Below are 23196 nucleotides of genomic sequence, written 5' to 3' on the forward strand. Positions count from 1 at the left end.
ACAAGGCCATAAGTAAACAAAAGTGGCTTTGCCGCTTTTGTTTTTTGTACTTTAAATTTAAGAAGTATAACTTTTGAGGTGATGTTTTGAAATATTGTGGAGTTATTGTAAATAATGAAAGTATAGTTCTAGATAAATTATTTACATATAGGATTCCTGAAAATTTAAGAGGGTTTATTAAAATAGGACAGCACGTTAAAGTCCCTTTTGGAAAGGGAAATAGATTAAAAGATGCTTTTATATTGTCAATTTTTGATGAGTGTGAGAACACTGATAAATTAAAAGAGATAAATAGTATTTGTAGTAGTGAACCTGTTCTTTCCTCTAAAAATATTAGAGTTATAAACCTGATGAAGAAAAGGTATTTATGTACTTACTTAGAAGGGATTAAATTATTTTTACCTAAAGGGCTTTTAAAGGGTAGAAGAGAAAAAATAAAATTAGTCTTATATACAAATAATGACTTGCATGGAAAATATACAGAAGAAAAATATACTTCTATATATAATATAATTAAGCAAAATCAAGGAAGGTATTCAAGAAGTGAACTTAGTAAAGAATTTGATTATTCCCTTTCGTCTATAAATACTCTTGTAAAACATGGTTTTTTGGAAGTAAAAGAACAACGAGTTAATAGAATTGATGAAAGGTTATTTCCACATTTACCACCTAAAAAGCTCACAATGGATCAACAATTAGCTATTGATGAGATAACAACAAGCGAAAGAAATGAATTTTTGCTTCATGGGGTTACTGGTAGTGGAAAAACTGAAATATATATGACTCTTGTACAAAAAATGCTTGAAAAAGGTAAACAATCAATTATACTTGTCCCTGAAATTGCCTTAACCCCTCAAATGGTTGAACGATTTAAAGGAAGGTTTGGTAAAGATATTACAGTATATCATAGTAAACTCTCTGAAGGAGAAAAGTATGATGAGTGGTACAGAGTGAAACAAGGTAAAGTTAAGATTGCCATCGGGGCCAGATCGGCGTTGTTTTTACCTTTTAATGATCTTGGTTTAATTGTTGTTGATGAAGAACATGAAAGTACTTATAAATCTGATAGTGATCCTAAGTATTTAGCTACAGAAATCGCTTTGATTAAAGGTAATATTGAAAATTGTAAAGTTGTTTTAGGATCTGCAACTCCAAATATTGAAACATACTATAAATTTAAACGGAATTTTTGGAAAATCATTTCCCTTGAAAAACGAGTGGATGGGGCAGAAATGCCGAAAATAGAATTGATTGACATGAGAAAAGAATTAGAAAATAATAATAAATCTTTTTTAAGTGTAAAATTGTATGAAGAAATAAATGAACGTCTTGAAAAAAAAGAGCAGATAATTCTTTTTTTAAATAGAAGAGGCTTTTCGACTTTTATTTCTTGTAGGAAATGTGGTCATGTGTTTAAATGTAGCAATTGTGATATTTCGCTGACATATCATCAAAAAAGTGGGATGCTTCATTGTCACTATTGTGGATATAAAGAAAGTTCAACTAAAATATGTCCAGAGTGTGGAAGTAAGTATGTTAAATATTTTGGATTAGGAACAGAAAGAATTCAAGACGAAATGGAAAAGTTATTCCCACAAGCTAGAATTCTACGAATGGATCACGATACAACAAGAAGTAAGGATGCATATGTTAATATATATTCTGATTTTAAGAATAAGAAGGCAGATATATTAATTGGAACACAAATGATTGCAAAAGGATTGGATTTCCCGGATGTTACACTTGTTGGGATTATTTCAGCTGATTTAGCATTGAATCTTCCTGATTTTAGATCAAATGAAAGAACCTTTCAGTTAATAACTCAAGTATCAGGACGTGCAGGAAGAGGGGCAAAAGAAGGTAAAGTTATTTTACAAACCTATAGTCCTGAGAATTATGCAATCTTATATGCTGTAAATAATGATTATAATGGTTTCTTAGAGGAAGAATTGAAGGTAAGAGAACTCATGAACTATCCACCATTTGGAAGAGTTATGATGATAAATATTTACAGCGAAAATGAAAATATGCTGATAAAAAGTGTTCATGAATTTTCTCATAGATTAAAAGCGTATTATGGTGGAAAGTATAATATTTTAGGACCTTGTCCTTCTCATGTTTCAAAAATTAAGAATCAATACAGATGGCAAATTATGATAAAAGGTAATTTGGATTATGTAGATGCTTTTAATATTAAGAATATGGTTTACGATATGAGTAAAAGTACTTATAATAAAATAAAAGTGGGTTTAGATATGAATCCATATAATACTTTGTAAATTAGTTTTTAAAATATAATTAAGATGTTGAAAGGAGAAAGTTATGGCTATAAGACAGATTAGAACTAAAGGTGATGAGGTTTTAAGAAAGAAGAGTAGAGTAATTGAGGAAATAAATGATAGATTATTAATACTTATTGAAGATATGCTAGATACAATGTATGAAGCTGAGGGTGTTGGACTCGCTGCACCTCAAGTTGGTATTTTAAAAAGAGTTGTTGTCATAGATATTGGAGAAGGTCCAATTGTATTAATAAACCCTGAAATCATTGAATCAAGAGGTTCTTATATTGATGTGGAGGGCTGCTTAAGTATTCCAAATGAGCAAGGTTATGTTGAGAGACCTGAATATGTTAAGGTTAAAGCTCTTAATGAGCGTGGTGAGAGCATAATTGTTGAAGGTGAAGATTTCTTAGCAAAAGCTATTTGTCATGAGTTAGACCATTTAGATGGTGTTTTATATATTGATAAGTTGGTTGAAGTGGAGGAAAAATAATGAAGATTGTTTTTATGGGAACACCTGGGTTTGCTGTTCCTTCTTTAGAAAAAATGATAGAAAATTTTAATGTAGAAGCAATTTTTACTCAACCTGATAAACAGAGAGGAAGAGGTAAAAAAATTACGTTCTCTCCAGTTAAAGAAGTTGCTATAAAGCACGGTGTTGAAGTGTTTCAACCTACTGTTTTAAGAAAAGATGAAGAAGCTATTGAAGCTTTAAAGAGAATAAATCCTGATTTTATTGTTGTTGTAGCTTATGGACAGATTCTTAATAAGGTTGTTCTTGATATACCGAAATATGGATGCATTAATCTTCATGCGTCATTACTACCTAAATATAGAGGTGCTGCACCACTGAATTGGGCAATAATAAATGGTGAAAAAGTTAGTGGTAACACAACACAGTTAATGGATATAGGGGTAGATACTGGTGATATGTTAATTAAAGACGAAGTTGAAATACATGATGATATGACTGTTGGTGAACTACATGATAAATTATGCAGTAGTGGTGGAGATTTACTAGTGAGAACATTGAAGGGCATTGTTAGTGGGGAAGTAAAGGGTGTAAAACAAAATGATAATGAATCATCTCATGCACCTAAAATTGATAAAGAACTACAGCATATCAAGTGGAATCAAAGTGCTCAAAGTGTAAAAAATCTAATAAGAGGATTAAGTCCTTATCCAGCAGCTTTCACAAAATATGAGGATAAAAACATAAAAATTTATGAAAGTGAAGTTGTTGAAGGGACAGTAAGTGGAATGCCAGGTAAGATAGTAGATGTAAGTGATCAAGGAATTAAAATTGAGTGTAGTGATAAGTTCTTATTGATAAAGAAAATTCAGTTCCCAGGTAAAAAGCCAATGTACGTAAATGATTTTTTAAGGGGAAATGATTTAGAAAAAGGCATTATTCTTGGATAAGACTATTTCAAGGATATCTATTATATTTTAAAAATTAATGTGCTGCCATTGCAGCACATTAATTTTAAATTAAACTACGAGAGGTAAAATATGAAAAATTCAAGATATGTAATTTATTCAGCTTTAAATGAAATAATCAACAATAAGTCTTACTCAAATGTTACAGTTAATAAGGTTCTTAGAGACAAAGATATAAAAGAAGAGGATAAGGGATTAATAACTGAAGTAATATACGGAACTTTGAGATATCAATATTCAATAGATACTATACTTCAAAAATTTCTAAAGGCTGGAGTTAAGAAAACTAATAAAAAGGTATTAAATATTTTAAGAATGAGTATATATCAAATAAAATATCTTGATAAAATACCTGATTATGCAGTTATAGATGAGGCAGTTAAAATCTGTAAAAAAGATATCTCCTTAAAAGCAAGTCAATTAGTAAATGGTGTTTTAAGAAGTTTTATGAGAGATGGATTTGAGTTCCAACCTAAAGATAGAATTGATGAACTATGTTTTCAGTATTCTTATGAGAGATGGTTTGTTAAGTTATTTATGGGGCAATATGGTGAAAATAGATGTATTGAAATTCTTAAAGGATTAAATTATAGACCGAGTATTAATGTTAGAGTTAATACAATGAAAAAAGATTGTGAATCTGTTAAAAAAGAACTTGTACATATGGGATATAAAATTGAAGAGGGAAAAGTTGCTGAAAATTCTATCGAAATTATAAAGGGTGCAGGAATTGAGAAAAATCCTTTATTTAATGAAGGAAGCATAAGTGTTCAAGATGAAAGTGCAATGTTAACTGTACAGGTAATGGATATTAAAGATGGGATGAAGGTAATAGATCTATGTAGTGCACCAGGTGGTAAATCATGTTATATTGGAGAGTGTTTAAAGAATAGTGGTGAAGTTTTAGCTTTTGATGTTTTTGAGAAAAAATTAGAATTAATTAATGAACATGCTAAAAGACTTGGATTAAAAAATATAAGAACTGAAATTAACGATGGAGAAAAATTAAGAGAAGATTTAATTGATTATGCTGATATTGTTTTAGCAGATGTTCCTTGTTCAGGATTAGGTATTGTGAGAAAGAAGCCAGAGATAAAATGGACTAAGAGTAAAAAACAATTAAATGAAATTGTAGGAATACAAAGAAATATATTAAGTAATGCGGCTAAATATGTTAAAATTAATGGTGAACTAATTTATTCAACATGTACTTTAAATAGAAATGAGAATGATGAGAATATTAGATGGTTTCTTAATAAACATGATAACTTTTGTATAGAAAGTGTTAATTATATAGAAGAAGATAATATTATTAATTCAAATGATGGATTTATTACTATACTACCAGATGAGAAGATGGATGGATTCTTTATCTGTAAATTAAAAAGGATAAGGTGATAATTTGTTTAATATTATAAATTTTAATGAACAAGAGTTAAAAAAATGGATGAAAGAAAATGGAGAACAGGCATTTAGAAGTAAGCAGGTTTTAAATTGGATATATAAAGGTGTTACATCTTTCAACGAGATGAAAAATATTTCAGCTAAAACACAAGAAAATTTGGCAAAAAACTTCTATATAGGAACACCTGAAATAGTTAGGAAGTTAGTATCGGATATTGATGGAACGATAAAATATTTAATGAAGTTACACGATGGAAATATAATTGAATGTGTATTAATGAAATATAAGCATGGTAACAGTATTTGTATATCATCTCAAGTAGGATGTAGAATGGGGTGTAAGTTTTGTGCATCAACAATAGGCGGAAGAGTAAGAGACCTTGATTCAGGGGAGATGCTGGGGCAGATTATTGCAGTTAGCAGAGATATAAATGAAAGGATTTCAAACGTTGTTATGATGGGAAGTGGGGAACCATTAGATAATTATAATAATGTTATTAAATTCTTAGAAGAAGTTGGGAAGGAATATGGATTAAACATTGGAGCTAGACATATTACCTTATCAACATGTGGAATAGTACCTGAGATATTGGAACTAGGTGAGAAAGGCTTACAGATTACTCTTGCAATTTCATTACATGCTTCTAATGATGAAATAAGAAGAAAGAGTATGCCAATAGCAAATAAATATAGCATTGAAGAAGTGATAGAAGCTTGCAAGAGTTATATTCATAAGACTAATAGAAGAGTTACTTTTGAATATGCACTTATTGAGGGACTTAACGATGAGGAAATACACGCTGTAGAATTGTCAGAATTACTGAAAGGGATGTTGTGCCATGTAAATCTAATCCCTGTTAATGAAGTTAAGGAAAGTGGATATAAGAAACCTAACAAGAAGAGAATTGAGAGGTTTAAAAGTATTCTTGAAAAAAATAATATTGAAACAACAGTTCGTAGAGAGATGGGGGCAGATATTAATGCTGCATGTGGTCAGTTAAGGCGTGACTATATGAATGAATAGGGAGGTAGTGTTATTATGGTGGGGATACATAGTGAGGTAGGTAATTATAGGAAAAATAATCAAGATTATGTTGGATATTTTCAATGGGGTGATGGTGGAATATATGTAGTTGCAGATGGAATGGGGGGATATGCAGGCGGTGAGGTGGCTAGTAAAATTGCAGTTGATACTGTAATAGCTGCTTTTAAAGAGGAAATCTCTTCAGCTGTAGATGATGATTTTATAAGGAAGTTAGTGAATTTATGTAATGAAGCTATTATTGAAAAGGGCAAAATTGATGAATCATTACGTGGAATGGGGACTACATTAACATTGTGTTATTTAAATAAAAATAAGGGGATAGTTGCTAATGTAGGAGATAGTTGTTGTTACATATTATCTAGGGGAGAGTTTTATAAAATAACAAAAGATCATTCTCTTGTTCAAGCATTTGTTGATTCAGGAAATCTAACAGAAGAAGAAGCTAAAAAACATCCTAATAAGAATATTATTACAAGATCATTAGGTACAACGGACAAAGTAGAAAGTGATATTTATTTTATAGATGTTGATAAGAATGATAAAATAATGCTGTGTACTGATGGGTTGTCTAACCATATAGATAATGATGTTATGAGAGACGTGCTTTTAAGATTAGATACAAAAGAAGCTGTTAAAGAATTAGTCCATATGAGTAAGAATAATGGCAGTAAGGATAACATATCAGTAATGGTATTTAAAGGAGAGTGCCAAGATGATAGGTAAAAATTTGAACGGTAGATATGAACTCTTGGAAAAAATAGGTGAAGGTGGAATGGCCTATGTTTATAGAGCAAAGTGCCATTTGTTAAATAGAGATGTAGCTATTAAAATTTTGAAAAAAGAATTTTCAAACGATGAAAATATTGTTGGGAAATTTAAGGGTGAAGCTGCGGCTGCTGCAGGCTTATGCGGTAACAATATAGTTAATATATATGATGTTGGAACTGAGAATGATACGAATTATATTGTTATGGAACTTGTTGAAGGAAAAACACTCAAAGAGTTGATACATCAAGAGGGGGCGATTAATGAGAAAAAAGCTATTGATATTGCTATCCAAATTGGTAAGGCTTTGCAAAGTGCTCATAATAAGCGTATAATCCATAGAGATATTAAGCCTCATAATATAATTGTAAACGAAAATGGAGGTATTAAAGTAGCTGATTTTGGTATAGCTAAAGCTATAGATCAATCTACAATAACAAACACGTCTAAGGTTATGGGAACGGCTCATTATTTTTCACCGGAACAAGCAAAAGGAGGATACGTTGATTTTAGAAGCGATATTTACTCTTTTGGTATTGTATTATATGAGATGGTTACAGGGCGAGTTCCATATGATGCTGATAGTATAGTGTCTGTTGCTATAAAACATCTTCAGGAAGAAGTTGTGCCACCAAAAAAAGTTAATGATAAAATATCTGAAGGATTAAACAGTGTAATTTTAAAATGTATTGAGAAAGATCCTGGTTTAAGATATCAAACTGCTGATGAGCTTATCGTTGATTTATATAACCTTAAGAATAATAAAGAAATTATTGTTAAAAAGAAAGTTGAAGATATTCAGCAAACAAGGGTTATGAACGTTATAAAAGATGAAGATATTAAAATTCATAATAAAAACAAAAAGGATTCTAAAAATGACAAGAAAGATAAAAAAAATAAATTAGGTATTATTGTAGGAGTTTCAATAATATTATTATTTGTACTTTCTAGTATTTTAACTTGGGCATTTATTTATTTCAAAGATGACGAAAATAATATTGTTAAAAAAGAGAAAACCATAGTTCCATTTATAGTTGGTCAGAAATTAGAGGATAGTATTAAATTGATAGAAGAGAGAAAGTTAACATATTCTGTTGTTCGTGAGGCTAAAAGTGATCGTGAAAAGGGAACTATAATTAAGTGTACTCCGGAAGAAGGGGTAAAGGTAGAGGAAAATACTGAATTATCTTTGGTTATAAGTAAAGGGTCTGAAGGTGTTAAAGTTAAATCATATAAGGGTTTTAATATTGATACAATTAAAGGTGTGTTGCCATCTCATGATGTAGCATTAGGGAAAATTACTAAGGAACATGCCAATCTTGAAAAGGGTAAAATAATTAATCAATCACCAGAGCCTGGGACAATTGTTGAAAAAGGTTATCAGATTTCATTTGTAGTGAGTAGTGGTCCTGAGATTGAACAAATTAAAGTTCCTATTCTTATAGGAAAGAAAATAAATGAAGCTAAAGAATTGATTGAATCTAAAAAATTAAAAATAGGAGTAATTAGTACTGTAGAAACAAATGATCCTAACAAAGATGGTCTTGTATTTAGCCAGAGTCCTGAAGGTGAATTAGAGGTTACGGAAGAAAGTAAGATTAATCTTAGTCACTATATATTCAAAGAAGATGGAAGAGAGCGGGTTATTGTCCCAAGTTTCATTAATATGCAAGGTATTGAAGCAGATATGAAAGCATTTGAGACAGGGATAAAAGTTGAGATCAAGGGTGAGAGTTTTGATCTAGTAGTAGAACAGAGTGTTGCCCCAGGGGAATGGATCTACGCAGGAGAAACAGTTACATTGACAACAAAAAAGGAAGAAGAGGAGTAAGTTTTTATATGGAAGGAATCATAATTAAAGGAGTAGGTGGCCTTTACACAGTAAAAGTTGAAAAAGAACATTATATATGTAAGGCTAGAGGAAAATTTAGGCACTCTAAAGTGATACCAATTGTTGGTGATAGGGTGTCTATTGCCCTAGAGGATAATGATGAGGGTGTTATTGAAAAAATTCATGAAAGAACAACTGAACTAATCCGTCCGGTTGTTGCAAATGTAAATCAAGCTTTAGTGTTTTTCACAATTAAACATCCAGATCTTAATCATAACCTCTTGTATAAGTTCCTTGTGTTATGTGAGTATAATAATCTAGATATTGTTGTTTGTTTTAATAAAATGGATTTAGTTAATGAAGAGGATAATGCGAATATTATTAGAATTTTAAGAGATGTTGGATATGAAGTGATTGAAATAGCGGCAAAAGAAGGAGTAAACATTGATGCAATTAGAGAGAAGATTGAGAAAAACATTTCTGTTTTCTGTGGACCATCAGGTGTAGGTAAATCTACTACTCTTAATAGTATTGCTAATAGAAAGCTGATGGAAACTGGTGAAATAAGCCATAAATCTAAGCGTGGAAAGCATACAACTAGACATAGTGAACTTATAGAGTATGGAAATGGATTGATTGTGGATACACCAGGATTTTCATCTTTGGATTTGAGTTTTATGGATCAAGATGAACTTAAAGAGTGCTTTCCGGAATTTCATACTGAAGAAAATTGTAAGTTTTCTAATTGCAATCATTATAAAGAACCAGGGTGTGCTGTGAAAAGAGCAGTGGAATCTGGAGAAATAAACAAAGAAAGGTATGATTTTTACATATATACTTTAGAAGAATTAATAAACGGGAGGAAGAAAAAATGGTAAAGATAGCACCGTCAATATTATCAGCGGATTTTTCAAAATTAGGGGAGGATATAAAAAGTATAGATAAGTATGGAGCAGATATGGTTCATATAGATGTAATGGATGGTAAGTTTGTACCAAATATATCTTTTGGATTTCCAATAATTAAATCTATTAGGAGTTTGACAGAATTAGTGTTTGATGTACATCTTATGATTGAAGAACCAACAAGATTTGTAGATGAGTTTATTGCTGCAGGTGCAGATATAATAACTATTCATTATGAAAGTGAAGTACATATTGATAGAGCAATTAATTATATCAAGAGTAAAGGTGTTAAAGTTGGATTATCATTAAATCCAGGAACTCCTGTATCTTTAATTGAAAACTTAATACCATCCTTAGATCTTGTATTAATAATGAGTGTAAACCCTGGATTCGGTGGTCAGAAATTTATACCATATTCATTAAATAAGATTGAAGAAGTAAAAGCATTAGCGAAAAAGTATAATAAAGATGAATTGCTGATTCAAGTAGATGGTGGAGTTGGAGCGCAAAATATTAAGGAAATTTATGAAGCAGGAGCAAATGTTGTGGTTGCTGGCTCAGCTGTATTTAGAAATGGTGAAATTGAAAAAAATATTCAAGCTTTACGAAAGGCTGTTATTTAATGCAAGCACTAATAGTTTGTGCAGGTAATAAGCCTTCAAATGAACTTTTTTTTAATGAATATAAAAACGCTGATATTAAAATAGCTGTTGATGGAGGGAGCAGAGTGTTTTATGAACATAATCTGCTCCCAGATATTCTGTTAGGGGATATGGATTCGTTAGATGAACATATCATAAGTTTTTTTGCTTCAAAGGGAGTTGAAATAAGAAAGTTTAGACCTGAGAAAGATCTTACCGATACGGCAATAGCTGTTGAATATATAATTGAAGAAAAGTTTAGTGAAGCTGTTTTGTTGGGGTGCACAGGAAGTAGATTTGACCACCAATTTGCTAATTTAGTATTACTGAAAAAGATGCATAACAATAATATTCAAGGGATAATAAAAGACAACAATAATGATGTTTTCCTTATTAATAATAATAAGGTGTTAAAGAAAACTCGAAAATATGTTTCTTTTTTTGCTTTAAGTGAGAAAGTAACTGGATTAACTTTAGATGGGTTTAAATACCCATTAAGAGGCTATGAGTTATTAAGAGATGATATTCTATGTACATCTAATGAAATTACTCATGAATGGGGTAATGTTGAGTTTGAGCAGGGAGAACTAATCTGTATATGCAGTGATGATTAGAAAGTTATATACAATTGATTCTTTAATATGGTATAATATAGAAGAAATAATATATAGGTGAGTTTAAGTAATGAAAATAGTAGCAATTAAGTTACCTAAGTTTCTATCTAAAATTGTAAGAATTTTTGTAAGAAAGAAATCATAATTTAACTGTAGAATATGAAGGAAGAAACTATCAGAAAACAAACAAAAGCACAATACATTGTATTGTGCTTCCTTTTTGCAATAAGTACATAAAATCAAAAATGCAGATAAACTGCATTTTCTCTATGTTAACAACTAAACTGCACGCTGTACTTTACCAGAACGTAAACATCTAGTACATACAGATATTCTCTTAGGTGTGCCATTTACGATAGCCTTAACTTTTTGCACGTTTGGCTTCCAGTTCCTGTTTGATCTACGATGTGAGTGAGATAGTTGACCACCGAAAACTACTCCCTTACCGCAACATTCACATTTTCTTGACATACCGACACCTCCTCTAAATTACATAAATCAACTTCAAACAAAAATTATTGTATCATATAAGTTGGTGATTGTTCAAGTGTTTTTTAGTAGAAAATTTGATAAAGAGAGATAATATTAGTAATATAGATTTATTTTCTTGAATTAAAAGGTAGTATAATATAAAATACAATTAAGGTAGTTCATATAAGGAGGAATAAAATGAAGGGAAATATAAACACAGAACTAGGTAAGATATATTACAATGAAGAAGTAATTGCAAATATAGCTGGCTTATCTACAATGGAGTGTTATGGAGTTGTTGGTATGGCTTCAAAGAATGCTACTGATGGAATATGGGAGCTATTAAAAGGAGAAAATCTAAATAAAGGTGTAAAGGTTATATCTAAAGAAGATAAACTCTACATAGAATTATATATCATTGTTGAATATGGAACTAAAATATCTGTAATAGCTAATAACATAATTAAGACAGTTAAGTATAATATAAACAACTTTACAGGACTTTCAGTTGGTGGAGTTACTGTTAATGTTAAAGGTGTTAGGGTTTAAGGAGGAACTTAAATGCAAAAAATATCTATAGATGGAGCAAATTTTTATTATATGTTGATGAATGCTTCAAATAAACTAGAACAAGAAAAAGAGTATGTAAATTCATTGAATGTTTTTCCGGTGCCAGATGGTGATACTGGAACAAATATGTCTCTTACTTTTAAAGCGGCTGCTCAAGAAGTTTCAGGAATGAAAAATGAACCTATAAGTGAAATAGCGAAGAAATTTTCAAGAGGAGCTTTAATGGGAGCAAGAGGAAATTCAGGAGTTATACTATCTCAAATTTTTAGAGGACTTGCTAAGGGATTAGAGAATCTTCATTATGCTTCTTCAGGTGATATTGCCAATGCAATAATGGAGGGAGCTAATTATGCGTATAAAGCAGTAATGCGTCCTACAGAAGGTACAATATTAACAGTAATAAGAGAAGCTGGTGAGTTTGCAATAGCATGTGAAGAAGAAGAAATTGATATTCTTTTAGAAAAAGTGTGTAATCATGCAGAAGATATATTAAATAAGACACCAGATATGCTGCCTGCTTTAAAAGAAGCTAAAGTGGTAGATGCGGGTGGAATGGGTATGTTAATTCTTCTTAAAGGTATGTTAGAGGCAGTTAAATACGATGTAACAGATGAGTTAAAGGATGTAGATGTAAAAGAATATAAATTCGAAGCACGAGCTGCAGAAGCTGAGCAAGAATTTGGATACTGCACAGAGTTCATTGTTTTAACGGAAAATTATGATTTAGACACATTGAAAACTCAATTAAGCGAAATTGGTGATTCAATAGTAGCAGTTGGGATGGAGGATTTTGTAAAAATTCATGTTCATACATTAGAACCTGGAAAGGCTCTTAATATTGGAACAGCTCTTGGTCAACTTACAAAAATTAAAATTGAAAATATGAGTGAGCAACATCAACATACATTAGAGATGGAATCAAGTCAAAGTAGCGATGTTGCTTTAGATGAAAATATTGAAACAAAGAAATTTGGTTTCATTGCAGTAGCTAGAGGTGAGGGGTTAACAAATATCTTTAAAGATCTTAATGTTGATCGTGTAATCGAAGGTGGTCAGACAATGAACCCTAGTACTCAAGATTTAATTGATAGAATTGAAAAAATAAATGCAGAAACTATCTTTATATTACCAAATAACAAAAATATAATGATGGCAGCAGAACAGGCTGTTCATTTAAGTGAAAAGAATATTATAGTTGTTCCTAGTAAAACTATACCTGAAGGGATTGCGGCATTGTCAATTTTTGATGAAAATAGCAGTGCTGAAGAAAATCTTGAAAGTATGATAGAAACAATTGATAATGTTAGTACAGGAAGTGTAACATACGCTGTTAAAGATACTGAGTCAGATGGTAGAGAGATTAAAGCTAATGACGTACTTGGAATAGTAAATGGCAAGATAGAGATTATTGGAAATGATAATCTGGAAGTTTGCTGTGATATAATTGATGCAATGGTTGATGATTTTAGTGAACTAATTACAATTTACTATGGTGAAGATTGTGATAAAGATGCTGTAGAAGAAATGATTGAAGAATTAGAAGAGAAATATCCAGATATGGATATTGAATGTTATGAAGGTAAACAGCCATTATATTATTTCATTGTTTCTGTAGAGTAGAACCCCCTTTGGGTTCTGCTTTATTATTTTTTAGGGAATGAAAGAATTATGAAAAAATAATTTGATAAAAAATAAAAGTGAATTGAGAATTGAGAATGTAGAATGGAGAATGATGGATGTTTCTGCTTACACAGAAACTACATTTTATTGATCTTTAGAGCAATAGATTTTTACTAATTTTATCAATGGATAATATATTGTACTTAAAATACAATGTTTCATCTTAATGAAACGAGTAAAACCACACTGTCCCATGAGCAATAAGATTAAAATTTCTCGAAGAGAAATGTCAATCATTCTCCATTCTCAATTCTCCATTCTCCATTTGTTTTTAAACGCACGCATCGCGTGCTTTATTTAGGAGTGATATTATGAACCTTACCATGGATATAAAATATCTTAAAGGGGTCGGTCCCAAGATGAAAGAAGAGTTGAATAAAGCCGGGATTTTTTCTTTTCTTGATTTACTTCTTTATTTTCCTAGAGATTATGAAAGTGTAGATATTATGAACGATAAAAGTGAGTGGATAGAAAATTCAACAGTTATCGTTGAAGGAACCGTAAAGAAAATTAATAGAGATCTAAGAATTAGAAATAATATGACTATAACTTCAATTAAGTTTGAAAATTCTTATGGTGAATTTTATTGCAAGTGGTTCAATATGCCGTATATTAAGAATAACTTTAAAATTGGCAGTAAGTACGTTCTAAAAGGCAAGGTATACAAATTAAAGGGTGATAAAGGTTTGAATAATGGAAAGATAATACGTAATTCAAATCTAGATAATATGAAAGTTGTTTCAAAATATAACTTGCGTGGTAAATTAACAAATACATTTTTAAATAAAATTATAACAGAATTAGTGAATAACGTAGATGTTCAGGAAAATATTTCAGAAGATATTATTAAGAAGTATAATTTAATTTCTTTAAAAGAGGCTATAATTAACATACATTGTCCACAGGGGAGAGAAATGTTGCTAAGGGCTAAGGAGAGATTAAAGTTTCAGGAGTTGTTTACTTATTCATTAAAAATATTATCATTAAAGAAATACTTCAAAGGTGCTAAAGGAATACAGTATAAAATGTGTGAGGAGTTATCTGTGATAAAAGAGAGATTACCATTTGAGCTTACTGGTGCCCAAAGAAGAACTTTAAGAGAAATACTTTTAGATCAAAAAAATACTTATCCAATGAATAGACTTGTTCAAGGAGATGTTGGTAGTGGAAAAACTGTAGTTGCAATCATATCCATGCTTAATGTGGTTAAAAACGGATATCAAGCTTCTATGATGGCACCTACAGAAATTTTAGCTAGACAACATTATAATGAGACATGTGCTTTGTTAGAGGAGTTTGGAGTTAATATAGAATTGCTTGTTGGAAGTACTACTAAAAAGAACAAAGGAATTATAAAGGAAAAACTGAAAGCAGGAGAAATTGACATTATTATCGGAACACATGCTTTAATTGAGGAAGATGTAGAATTTAATAATCTTGGATTAGTTGTTACTGATGAGCAACATAGATTTGGGGTTAATCAAAGATGCAGATTATCAAAAAAGAAAGATAATGTTGATGTACTAGTAATGACTGCTACTCCAATTCCTAGGACATTATCACTATATCTTTATGGTGATTTGGATGTATCTATTATTGATGAGTTACCTAAAGGGAGAAAAGAAATTATAACAAGGTATACTGAAAAAAAACAAAGTCACAAAGCTTATGAATTTGCACTGAAAGAAATTAATAAGGGCAGACAAGTGTATATTGTATGTCCTCTAGTAGAAGAGAATGAAGAGATGAAGTTAACATCTGTTGAGGAGCATTTTAAGAAATTGAAAGATGATGTTTTTAAGGGTGTAGAAATTGAAATTCTTCATGGAAAAATGAAAGCAAAAGATAAAGATTTTGTGATGAACAGATTTAAGAATGGAGAAATTAAAGCTCTAATATCAACTACAGTTATTGAAGTTGGAGTAAATGTTCCAAATGCAACTGTTATGATTATTGAAAATGCAGAAAGATTTGGATTATCTCAATTACATCAATTAAGAGGAAGAGTTGGAAGAGGGCAATATCAGTCTTATTGTATTTTAGTTCCAGAAGTTAAAAGCGAAGTCACTAGAAGAAGAATGGAAATAATGGTTGAGTCTAATGATGGATTCTATATATCTGAACAAGACTTGAAAATCAGAGGAACAGGTGAACTTTTTGGAGTAAAACAAAGTGGAGAAGATGAATTGTTATTAGCAAATTTAAGAGAAGATTTGAATATATTAAGATGTGCAAATAAAGAAGCACAGCAAGTGATTGATAGCGATAACACTGAATACATTAAAATGAAAAAAGAAATATTAAAAAAATTATCGTCATCAAGTAACTATATATGTTACAATTAATAAAAGTATGAAAATATTTAACAATATTTTGTAAAAATGAATAGAATATGATAAAATAATTAAGAAAACTTGAAGATGAGGTGTTGGAATGAGAATTATTTCAGGTAAGGCGAAGGGAAGAAAGATACTACCGCCTGCAACTATGGTTACTAGACCAACTTTAGATAGAATTAAAGAAGCAATTTTTAATATTTTATATGATAAAGCTATAGACGCTAATGTTGTAGATGTTTTTGCTGGAACAGGCAGTTTGGGATTAGAAGCAGCAAGTAGAGGGGCTAATAAATGTTACCTTTTTGATAGAGATGATGAGACTTTTTCAAGATTAGAGCAGAATATTAAAAACTTAAAGTTTGAAGATGTTTGTACTGCTATTAAAGGAGATTCATACAAAAGTTTAGAAATGTTAGCTAGAAGAGGAGAAAAGTTTGATCTTATTTTCATAGATCCACCTTACGCTAAAGAGATGATTCCTAAGGCAATTGAAATAGTTACTAATGAGAAAGCATTAAAAGATGATGGGTTAATAGTGTGTAAAATTGATAGTGGTGAGGATATTTATGAAGGGAATCAAGATATAATACTTACAGAGAAAAGAAAGTATGGTAACACAACAGTTCTTTTCTATGAATACATGGAGGAATAGTATGAGAGTCGCGGTATTTACAGGAAGTTTTGATCCGATAACTTTAGGGCACTATGATATTATTGAACGGGGAAGTAAGATATTTGATAAAGTTATTGTTTTAGTAATGGTAAATCCAGATAAAAAAGGACTATTTGAACTTGAAGAACGTGTTGAATTAATAAAGAAAACTGTTAGTGATCTGTATAATGTTGAAGTAGACGCATATTGGGGGCTGCTTGTTGATTACATGAAAGAAAGAAATTATAATATCATTATCAAGGGACTTAGAAATACTAATGATTTTAACTATGAATATGATATGGAATCTGCAAATAAAAAATTATACTCAGATGTTGAGACTGTGTTCTTGATGAGTGATAGAAATAAAAGTTTTATTAGCTCTTCAATGGTAAAGCAAATTGCCAAATTTGGTGGAGAGTTAAACGGGTGTGTTAGTAAAGAAGTTGAATGTGCAATTTTAGATAAGATGAGATTATAAGGGGGGAATGAAATGAAGATTGTTGAGTATTTAGAATGCATGCAGGATCTTATAGAAAATGCGTCAAAAGTTCCAATGACAAATAAGGTGATGATAGACAAAGAAGAGATGGTAAGTTTAATCGAACAGATATACAACTATCTTCCAGAGGAGTTTAAGAAGGCACAATGGATAGTACATGAAAAAGAAAGAATTTTAAAGGATGCTACAGAACAAGCTGAAAAAATTAAACAAGAAAGTTACGAATATCATAGAAAAAGGCTTAAAAATCATGATTTAGTTAAAGAGGCTAAACTTAAAACTGAAGCAATGTTATCAAAAGCTGAAAGAAGTGCTACAGTTATCAAAACTGAGGCTACAGACTATGCTGGAGAAATATTACATAATGTGGAGAAGGATGTATCTGAAATTAAAGAAAGAATAATTGAGGATATTAAAAATGATGTAAATAAAAGTTTGAATGATATTGATAAAAAAATGAATGATGTCATAAAAAAATTAGTAGAAAACCAAGAGGAGCTTAGGAGAATGAACTAGCTCCTCTTTTTTTGTGAAATAAAACAGAATATAAATGAAATTGTAAGTATAGAATACAAAACTATATATATTACATTAATTGATTTAAGTTGGTTCTGATGTTGAGTTGAGACCATTAACGAAGAAAAATCGGTAATAGAGACAAAAAGTATAAATACACATACAAGACAAGAAGAAATAACTCCTTGTAGTATTTTAGCTAAAAAATATTTCTTAAAAGATAACCTTTTATTATAAACTAATGAGTAAACCTGTGAAAATATTGAAAGTCCGCTAAAGGAGATTAGAAAACTTATTAGGATTAATTTTAACAATACAGAGGTTTCGGTATTAGAAATCATTGTGATTCCATTAGTTATTTCAATAAGTCCAAATAACGTTTTTCCAAATAATGAATCAAAAGTTGGAAAAACATCTAAAATATACTGATTCATATATTCAATAAGTACTGAAAAAAATGTTATATATGCACATACTATCAAAGAAGTATTAAGCGCTCCTTCGATGCTTTGTTTAATGGCATTGCCCACATTGACCTTATTTTTTTTAATATCACAAAAGTTAATATAAGAAGATGAATTCTTTGATGAAAATATGTATCCTGTTATATAACATGTTATTACATTTATGAAAAACAATATGTATCCTAATTTGATGTTTTTAAGAAGAACTCCGCCAACTACACCTATTACAAATAATGGACTGGCATTTGAAGCGACTATTAAGGTGGTTGTTGCATTATCATAGTTTAAATGGTCTTCGTTACTAATGGCTCCAGTATATTTAGCTCCTAATGGAAAGCCGCATATTAGGCTTACTATTAAAGGAAAACTTGCGCACGAAGGAAGATGTAAAGGTTTACATAAAAATCTACCAAATAGCTTCGAATAAACATTTATACCATTAAAACTTAATATTAAACCTGAAATCACTGTAAATGGAAACAATGAAGGGAATACTGAATTATAGAATAATGATACCCCGTGATGTGCTGAAGTGATACAGAGTTTAGGGTTTAATAAAATTAATATTAGTGTAATTGTTAGAAGAAATATTATAAGATTTAAAAACTTATTTTTTGTTTTGAAAATAATAAAACCTGTAACTAAAATAAAAAATAATACTATTATCATGTTAACACTCCTTAAGAATTATAGTATTAAATATATTTTAATTACAGGAATTATATTACAATAATTATTTTATTATATAAGGCTTTCTATAGAAATCATCTCCATATTTAACATTATTATTTAATAATGAGTATAAATTTGTAGCATTAATGTCGTTATGCAAAATTGAGTTATGCTTTTTAGTTACAGAAGCTATTAGGGGAATATCTATGTTTTTTTTAATACTATTTAGTATTTCTTTTCCTTTAGTATTAAAACCAAGCACTCTTATATAATTAGGTTCAACAGTTCTTAATTTTTTGTAAGGAATATTATCAAATCCTAAGTACAATTGGAAAAGTAAACGATAGATTCTAGTAAAGGTATATCTTTTAGACTTTATTTTATTAATAGCTTCTTCAAGTGAATTGCTTTTGATGAAAGCATCAAGTATTCTATTTCCCATTCCTTCTTCTATATCTGGTAAAGAAAGGAGTGAATCAGGATTCATTATTATTTTATATTTAATATATGAGAAAGCCTTTTCAGGATTAACATAGTCATAGTCATTTGTTTTAAGTTGAATTAAACTTTCAAATACATTTCTAGGTAGAAAAGTAGAAAGATTTTGTAATTCATCGTTTTGGTAAATGAATTTTCTGATTGAAGTTGCGCTTGCAAATTCGTTTGATAGTTCAGTTTCGTTGTAAGATGAACCCTTGCGTTGTATAGTGTAAGGGATTAAAGAACTATTTAGTTTTATTAAGCTTTTACAATATTCAATTCCTAAAATATTATTTGAAGAGTTTAAAATAGTATTTAGGTGGTCAGAACTAATGTTTAATAGCGAATTATTAAGTATGTATTGAGATAGAGCAAAGCTTCTAGCGGTTGGGAAACTAGTTCCGGTGCCAAGGTGCTGCTTTAAGTGGTGTTTATATTGCATAGGCTCTTCGACTAAAATTTTTGCTATGGTTTTAAGGGTGTTAATATCGCCAAGCTCGCTACCAAAACAAATATTATTTATGCATCCAAGTGAATTAAGAGTGGCTACTGAACCATATGCGAAAAATTCAGCTGAAGAGATTGCATATACAGTTGGTAGTTCAAGTAAAAGATCGATACCGTTATCTATAGCAAATTTAGTTCTTTCCCATTTATCTATGATTGCAGGAACGCCTCTTTGAACAAAATTTCCACTCATAACGCATACAATAGCATCGCTAGAGGTAAGTTCCTTAGATTTTTTTAAGTGATATATATGACCGTTATGTAATGGATTATATTCTGTAATTATACCGGTAATGTTCATAAGTTTCTCTCCTGTATAAATATTTGTGTTTAAAAAAATAATATCATATAAGGATTAATTTCAGCAAGTTGTTCTACTTGAATACTTCATTGGATAAAATTGCAAAATAAACAAAAATTCAAAGAAATTCTTCATATTTTAATTTTAACCTTGAAAAAGAAAACTTCTGGGTTTATATTAGTATAGAGTGATAATTGTGCAGGAGGGGAAATATTATGGAACTTATGAATGATATTTGGAAAAAAGCCCAAAGTGATATCAAAAGAATTGTTCTGCCAGAAGGTGACGAAGAAAGAACTTTAATTGCAAGTGAAATCATTGCAGAAAAAGGTCTGGCTCAAGTTGTTTTAGTAGGTGATTTAGAAACTATTAAAAAGAATGCAGAAAAATTAGAAGTAAACCTTGATAAGGTTGAAGTTGTTGATCCAAAAACAGATGATAAAAGATCAGAATATGTAAATGCTTTTTATGAACTAAGAAAGCATAAAGGTGTAGATATTGAAAAAGCAGAAGCTATCTTAAACGATCCGTTATATTATGCTAATATGATGTTAAAGATGGACGATGTTCATGGATTAGTTGCTGGAGCAGTGCATACAACTGGAGATACATTAAAACCAGGAATGCAAATTATTAAGACTGCACCAGGTATAAATGTTGTATCAAGCTTTTTTATAATGAGTGTTCCAAATTGTGAGTATGGTAAAGATGGATTAATGTTATTTGCTGATTGTGCAGTTAATCCTAACCCTACAAAGGAACAATTGGCTTCTATTGCTATTAGTACAGCTGATAATGCTAAAAGTTTAGCAGAAGTAGAACCAAAAGTTGCAATGTTATCTTTCTCAACAATGGGTAGTGCTAGTCATGAATTAGTTGATAAAGTAAATGAAGCAACAAAGATTGCTAAAGAAGCAAGACCAGATTTAGCTATAGATGGAGAATTACAATTGGATGCAGCTATAGTTCCTTCAGTTGCATCAAAAAAAGCACCAAACAGCGAAGTTGCAGGAAAAGCTAATGTTTTGGTTTTCCCTGATTTACAAGCAGGTAATATAGGATATAAGCTTGTTCAAAGATTGGCAAATGCAGAAGCAGTAGGACCAATTTGTCAAGGATTTGCTAAACCTATCAATGACCTTTCAAGAGGCTGTAGTGTAAATGATATTGTTAATGTTGTTGCAGTAACGGCTGTTCAAGCTCAAAACTGTAAATAATTTAATATATTTAGGAGGCAAAAATATGAAAATTTTAGTTGTAAACTGTGGTAGTTCATCACTTAAATATCAGTTAATTGATATGAGTAATGAAAATTCCTTAGCACAAGGATTAGTAGAAAGAATAGGAATTGAAGGTTCTAAATTAACTCAAAAGGTTAATGGAGAAAAGTACATAATAGAGCAACCAATGGCTAGCCACCAAGATGCTATAAAACTTGTATTAGAAGCTTTAGTTGATGAGACACATGGTGTTATCAAGAGCATGGATGAAATTTCAGCTGTTGGACATAGAGTTGTTCACGGTGGAGAGAATTATGCAGAATCTGTATTAATTGATGATGAAGTAATGAAGGCGTTAGAAGAGTGTGTAAAACTTGCACCACTTCACAACCCTCCAAATATTACTGGAATCAATGCTTGTAAAGCTTTAATGCCAAATACTCCAATGGTTGCAGTATTTGATACAGCATTCCACCAAACTATGCCAGATAAAGCATTTATGTATGCTCTTCCATATGAGTTATATGAGAAGCATGGTATAAGAAGATATGGTATGCATGGTACTTCACATAGATATGTATCTCAAAGAGTTGCAGAAGTTGTTGGAAAGCCAATGGAAGAATTAAAAATAATTACTTGTCATTTAGGTAATGGAGCAAGTTGTGCGGCTATTAATAAAGGTAAGTCTGTTGATACATCAATGGGATTCACTCCTTTAGAAGGTTTAGTAATGGGAACAAGATGTGGTGATATTGATCCTGCTATAGTTCCATTTATTCAAAAGGCTGAAAATTTAACTGCTCAAGAAGTTGATACTCTTATGAATAAGAAATCAGGGGTATTTGGTTTATCAGGTGTAAGCAGTGACTTCAGAGATATTGAAGATGCTGAAGCTAAAGGAAATGATAGAGCTAGATTAGCTTTAGAAGTATTCTACTACAGAGTTAAGAAGTATATCGGTGCATATACTGCTGCTATGGGTGGAGTTGATGTAATCGTATTTACTGCAGGTTTAGGTGAGAACTCTAAAGAGTGTAGAGAATTTGTTTGTGAAGGTCTAGAATACCTTGGTGTTAAGATTGATAAAGAGAAGAATAACTTCAGAGGTGAAGAGAGACTTATTACTACAGATGATTCTACAGTTAAGGTATATGCTATTCCTACTAATGAAGAATTAATGATAGCTAAAGATACAAAAGTTATTGTTGATGCTCTTTAATCACTAGTTTTAGTATTATTTGACTGCTAGGAAAACAGTGTTCGTCAAAATTCGAACACTGTTTTTATAAAATAGTCTTGACTTTTGATGGTATTATTTATATAATAAATTGTGCTTGTGCTATTACTAGCATTAATAATAGGAGATGACAGTATGTTATTTAACTTAAGTAAACTGTGTAATAAAAGTGTTATGAAACTTTCAGTTAATGAAAAAATTAATTTGGATAAGATTAATGCTTTTGGTGAAGAAATTATCTTTAACGCACCTGTTGATCTAAAAGGAACATTTATCAATAAAGATGAATACATAGAATTTAACGGGGAAGTCTCATGTAACTTGAAACTCATTTGTTCTAAATGTCTTGAGACATTTGATGAAACTTTTGAGGTGAAGATAGATGAAAAGTTTTCACGATTTGAAGTGGAGGATTCTTTTGAAATTCCTGCGAGTTGTGAAATTGACTTAGGTAGGATAATTGAAGAGAACATAGTTGGTTATTTACCTATTCAAAAAAGATGTAGTGAGAGTTGCAAAGGTCTTTGTCCTATATGTGGAATAAATCTTAACCTTCATACATGTGAGTGTAAACCAATTGTTGAAGAAGAAGAGGAAGAAAAAATAGACCCAAGATTTGCTAAGCTGCAAAACTTTTTTAACAAAAATTAAACATAAA

General features: G+C 30.5%; 23 protein-coding genes. 20 read left to right on the top strand and 3 right to left on the bottom strand.

Going from position 1 to position 23196, the window contains the following annotated elements; all coding sequences use genetic code 11:
- Window positions 1-86 precede the first annotated feature (86 nt).
- The 11 genes from priA (at window position 87) to spoVM (ending at window position 11072) form a co-directional block, all read left to right on the top strand.
- Entirely contained in the window at window positions 87-2279 is a 2193-nt protein-coding gene (gene priA, locus OW730_RS13845; protein WP_271224647.1) for a primosomal protein N', read from the top strand.
- A 43-nt stretch (window positions 2280-2322) separates the two neighbouring features.
- The gene (gene def / locus OW730_RS13850; RefSeq protein ID WP_271224648.1) at window positions 2323-2775 is read left to right on the top strand and encodes a peptide deformylase; all 453 of its coding nucleotides are present in this window, start codon (window positions 2323-2325) and stop codon (window positions 2773-2775) included.
- Window positions 2775-3704, top strand: a complete 930-nt coding sequence (fmt, locus tag OW730_RS13855; RefSeq protein ID WP_271224649.1) for a methionyl-tRNA formyltransferase — start codon at window positions 2775-2777, stop codon at window positions 3702-3704. Before def ends, fmt begins: the two co-directional genes overlap by 1 nt.
- A 90-nt stretch (window positions 3705-3794) precedes the next feature.
- Entirely contained in the window at window positions 3795-5120 is a 1326-nt protein-coding gene (rsmB, locus tag OW730_RS13860) for a 16S rRNA (cytosine(967)-C(5))-methyltransferase RsmB (protein WP_271224650.1), read from the top strand.
- A gap of 4 nt (window positions 5121-5124) precedes the next feature.
- Window positions 5125-6150, top strand: a complete 1026-nt coding sequence (rlmN, locus tag OW730_RS13865) for a 23S rRNA (adenine(2503)-C(2))-methyltransferase RlmN (RefSeq protein WP_271224651.1) — start codon at window positions 5125-5127, stop codon at window positions 6148-6150.
- Window positions 6151-6165: 15 nt separating this feature from the next.
- Entirely contained in the window at window positions 6166-6894 is a 729-nt protein-coding gene (locus tag OW730_RS13870; protein WP_271224652.1) for a Stp1/IreP family PP2C-type Ser/Thr phosphatase, read from the top strand.
- Window positions 6884-8767: a Stk1 family PASTA domain-containing Ser/Thr kinase gene (pknB, locus tag OW730_RS13875; protein WP_271224653.1), complete on the top strand. Its 1884-nt coding sequence runs from the start codon at window positions 6884-6886 to the stop codon at window positions 8765-8767. Before OW730_RS13870 ends, pknB begins: the two co-directional genes overlap by 11 nt.
- A gap of 8 nt (window positions 8768-8775) precedes the next feature.
- The gene (gene rsgA / locus OW730_RS13880; protein WP_271224654.1) at window positions 8776-9645 is read left to right on the top strand and encodes a ribosome small subunit-dependent GTPase A; all 870 of its coding nucleotides are present in this window, start codon (window positions 8776-8778) and stop codon (window positions 9643-9645) included.
- Entirely contained in the window at window positions 9639-10295 is a 657-nt protein-coding gene (rpe, locus tag OW730_RS13885) for a ribulose-phosphate 3-epimerase (protein ID WP_271224655.1), read from the top strand. Before rsgA ends, rpe begins: the two co-directional genes overlap by 7 nt.
- Window positions 10295-10927: a thiamine diphosphokinase gene (locus OW730_RS13890; protein ID WP_271224656.1), complete on the top strand. Its 633-nt coding sequence runs from the start codon at window positions 10295-10297 to the stop codon at window positions 10925-10927. Before rpe ends, OW730_RS13890 begins: the two co-directional genes overlap by 1 nt.
- Before the next feature lie 70 nt (window positions 10928-10997).
- Entirely contained in the window at window positions 10998-11072 is a 75-nt protein-coding gene (spoVM, locus tag OW730_RS26935) for a stage V sporulation protein SpoVM (protein WP_442945444.1), read from the top strand.
- A 134-nt stretch (window positions 11073-11206) separates the two neighbouring features.
- On the opposite strand, the gene rpmB is transcribed toward spoVM, so the two are convergent.
- The gene (rpmB, locus tag OW730_RS13895) at window positions 11207-11398 is read right to left on the bottom strand and encodes a 50S ribosomal protein L28 (RefSeq protein WP_271224657.1); all 192 of its coding nucleotides are present in this window, start codon (window positions 11396-11398) and stop codon (window positions 11207-11209) included.
- A gap of 198 nt (window positions 11399-11596) precedes the next feature.
- On the opposite strand from rpmB, the gene OW730_RS13900 reads away from it, so the two are divergent.
- The 6 genes from OW730_RS13900 (at window position 11597) to OW730_RS13925 (ending at window position 17657) form a co-directional block, all read left to right on the top strand.
- Complete coding sequence (locus OW730_RS13900) at window positions 11597-11947, top strand: Asp23/Gls24 family envelope stress response protein (RefSeq protein WP_271224658.1); 351 nt, start codon at window positions 11597-11599, stop codon at window positions 11945-11947.
- A 12-nt stretch (window positions 11948-11959) separates the two neighbouring features.
- Window positions 11960-13588 (top strand): DAK2 domain-containing protein, encoded by a 1629-nt coding sequence (locus OW730_RS13905; RefSeq protein ID WP_271224659.1) that lies wholly within the window; start codon window positions 11960-11962, stop codon window positions 13586-13588.
- 371 nt (window positions 13589-13959) lie between these two features.
- Window positions 13960-15993 carry an ATP-dependent DNA helicase RecG gene (recG, locus tag OW730_RS13910; RefSeq protein ID WP_271224660.1) on the top strand — a complete coding sequence of 678 codons (2034 nt, stop codon included), beginning with the start codon at window positions 13960-13962 and terminating at the stop codon, window positions 15991-15993.
- 88 nt (window positions 15994-16081) lie between these two features.
- Complete coding sequence (gene rsmD, locus OW730_RS13915; RefSeq protein ID WP_271224661.1) at window positions 16082-16639, top strand: 16S rRNA (guanine(966)-N(2))-methyltransferase RsmD; 558 nt, start codon at window positions 16082-16084, stop codon at window positions 16637-16639.
- Between the two features lies 1 nt (window position 16640).
- Window positions 16641-17120: a pantetheine-phosphate adenylyltransferase gene (gene coaD, locus OW730_RS13920; protein ID WP_271224662.1), complete on the top strand. Its 480-nt coding sequence runs from the start codon at window positions 16641-16643 to the stop codon at window positions 17118-17120.
- A 12-nt stretch (window positions 17121-17132) separates the two neighbouring features.
- Window positions 17133-17657, top strand: a complete 525-nt coding sequence (locus OW730_RS13925; protein ID WP_271224663.1) for an ATPase — start codon at window positions 17133-17135, stop codon at window positions 17655-17657.
- Here OW730_RS13925 and OW730_RS13930 read toward each other — a convergent pair.
- Both OW730_RS13930 and OW730_RS13935 read right to left on the bottom strand, forming a co-directional pair.
- The gene (locus OW730_RS13930) at window positions 17654-18790 is read right to left on the bottom strand and encodes a hypothetical protein (protein ID WP_271224664.1); all 1137 of its coding nucleotides are present in this window, start codon (window positions 18788-18790) and stop codon (window positions 17654-17656) included. The two genes, OW730_RS13925 and OW730_RS13930, sit on opposite strands and share 4 nt — an antisense overlap.
- A gap of 64 nt (window positions 18791-18854) precedes the next feature.
- Window positions 18855-20081, bottom strand: a complete 1227-nt coding sequence (locus OW730_RS13935) for a nucleotidyltransferase (RefSeq protein ID WP_271224665.1) — start codon at window positions 20079-20081, stop codon at window positions 18855-18857.
- 215 nt (window positions 20082-20296) lie between these two features.
- Between OW730_RS13935 and pta the strand changes: the two genes are divergently transcribed.
- The 3 genes from pta (at window position 20297) to OW730_RS13950 (ending at window position 23189) form a co-directional block, all read left to right on the top strand.
- A complete protein-coding gene (gene pta, locus OW730_RS13940) occupies window positions 20297-21298 on the top strand; it encodes a phosphate acetyltransferase (RefSeq protein WP_271224666.1) in 1002 nt (333 codons plus the stop codon).
- A 25-nt stretch (window positions 21299-21323) separates the two neighbouring features.
- Window positions 21324-22520, top strand: a complete 1197-nt coding sequence (locus OW730_RS13945) for an acetate kinase (protein WP_271224667.1) — start codon at window positions 21324-21326, stop codon at window positions 22518-22520.
- 153 nt (window positions 22521-22673) lie between these two features.
- Window positions 22674-23189: a YceD family protein gene (locus OW730_RS13950; protein ID WP_271224668.1), complete on the top strand. Its 516-nt coding sequence runs from the start codon at window positions 22674-22676 to the stop codon at window positions 23187-23189.
- The last annotated feature ends 7 nt before the right edge of the window (window positions 23190-23196 follow it).

Origin of the sequence: Oceanirhabdus sp. W0125-5 (assembly GCF_027938815.1) — a bacterium.
Classification (GTDB): domain Bacteria; phylum Bacillota; class Clostridia; order Clostridiales; family Clostridiaceae; genus Oceanirhabdus.